The sequence below is a fragment of the Micromonospora sp. D75 genome (assembly GCF_018070405.1).
GTDB lineage: Bacteria > Actinomycetota > Actinomycetes > Mycobacteriales > Micromonosporaceae > Micromonospora > Micromonospora chalcea.
The window spans coordinates 1-1,868 of sequence record NZ_JAGPXV010000878.1; the positions used below are offsets into that span (position 1 = coordinate 1).

The following is a 1,868-nucleotide window of genomic DNA, read 5'->3' on the forward strand; positions in this document are numbered from 1 at the left end:
CCCGAACCTGTTCACCGGGCTGACCGGCTGGGTGGCGAGCGTGATCGACTCGCTCGGCGCGGTCGGCGTGGCGTTGCTGGTGGCGCTGGAGAGCATCATCCCGCCGATCCCGAGCGAGATCGTGCTGGCGATGGCCGGCTACCTGTCCGCCGAGGGCCGGTTCAACGTGGTGTTCATCGTGCTCGCCGCGACGGTCGGCTCGCTGCTCGGCGCGCTGGTGCTCTACTGGCTCGGCGCGGCGCTCGGCGAGGAGCGGCTCAAGCGCTGGCTGGACCACATCCCGCTGGTCGACCTGCAGGATCTGGAGAAGGCCGACCGTTGGTTCGAACGGCACGGGCGGTGGGCGGTGCTGATCGGCCGGGTGGTGCCGGTGGTCCGCAGCCTGGTCTCCGTCCCGGCCGGCGCGAACCGGATGCCGCTCGGTGAGTTCATCCTGCTCACCACGCTCGGCAGCGGGGTGTGGAACGCGCTGATCGTCGGCGCCGGGTTCACCCTCGGATCGCGGTGGGAGGACGTGGACAGGTACAGCTCGTGGTTCAACTACGCGATCTTCGCCGTCTTCGGTTTCATGATCGTGAGCTGGGCGGTGAAGAAGGTGCGCCGGCGGCGCGCCCGGCAGTCGGTGACCGCCGGGCGCTGACCGCGTCGCGGGCTCAGAAGCCGGCGGTGATGCCGGTGAACTCCCAGGTGTTCTGCGCGATGCCGGAGCAGTTGGCGACCACGCCGCCGCCGGGGCAGGGCCGGTCCCGGTTGACCGACCAGAACGTGAACCGGGCCAGGCCGCGCGCCTTCGCCCAGTCGCGGATCTGCGTCCAGGTGGCCGGCGAGGTCAGCTCCTGCTGGTCGGAGAGGCCGTTCATGCCGGACAGGCCCATGTGGGCGTACGCGGTGGCGTCGGACCAGCCGAACGCGTTCTTGAGCGCGGTCTTCAGGCCCTCGGCCGCGTTGACGGTGCTCTGGTACATGTTCGCGCCGCCGCCGAAGTCGAACGGCATGATCGTGAACACGTCGATCCCGGCGCCCTTGGCCGCGGCCTGGTTGATCAGCCGGGTGCCGTAGTACGACGGCCCGGTGGTCGAGGTGCCGAACGTGATGATGGTCTTGATCCCCGGGTTGTTCTGCTTGACGATCTTCAGGGCGTCCAGGATGCGGTCCTGCACCACCTCGTTCTCGAACTCGTCGCTGTTCTCGATGTCGATGTCGATGGCCTTCAGCCCGTACGCGTTGATGACCTGCTGGTACGCGCCGGCCAGCGCGGCGGCGGACGAGCAGTTCGGGCCGAGCTTGTTGCCGCTCCACCCGCCGAAGGACGGGATGACGTCGCCGCCGGCCGCCTTGATCGCGGCGATGGTGGTGGCGTGCGTGCCGCCGGTCAGCGGACCGCTGCCGTCCCAGGCCGGGGTGCAGCCGCCGCCGGAGAGCACGAACGCGATGGTGAACCACTTGATCCCGGTCGCGCCCATCACGGTGGACGGCGCGGGCGGGTCGCCCCAGCCCGGGTAGAGGTAGGGAGCGGCGGCCATCGCGCCCCCGCCGCCACCGGTGCAGCCGCTGGTGGTGGCCGCGACCGCCGCCGACTTCGCCGACTCGCCGCTGCCGTTGTACGCGGTCACCGTGTAGCTGTGCCCGCTGCACGCGGCCAGCCCGGAGACGGTGGCCGAGGTGCCGGTGACGGTGGCCTTGACCGTGCTGCCCTCGTACACCCGGTAGCCGGTGACGGTGCCGGAGACCGCGTTCCAGGCGAGCGAGACCGACGACGCGGTGGTGCCGGTGACCCGCAGGCCGCCGGGGGTGGCGGGCGCGCCCGGGTTGCCGGGGTTGCCGCCGCCGGCGCAGGAGGCGCCGTTGACGGTGCAGTTCACCGGGTC

The 1,868-nt window shown here is 71.3% G+C and carries 2 protein-coding genes; one reads left to right on the plus strand and one right to left on the minus strand.

The annotated features are described in order from the left end of the window. Positions 1 to 640: DedA family protein (locus tag KBX39_RS30225; RefSeq protein WP_247660758.1), on the plus strand; the 640-nt coding region annotated here is incomplete at its 5' end. 13 nt (positions 641 to 653) lie between these two features. On the opposite strand, the gene KBX39_RS30230 is transcribed toward KBX39_RS30225, so the two are convergent. Then, positions 654 to 1,868: glycosyl hydrolase family 18 protein (locus tag KBX39_RS30230; RefSeq protein ID WP_210873820.1), on the minus strand; the 1,215-nt coding region annotated here is incomplete at its 5' end.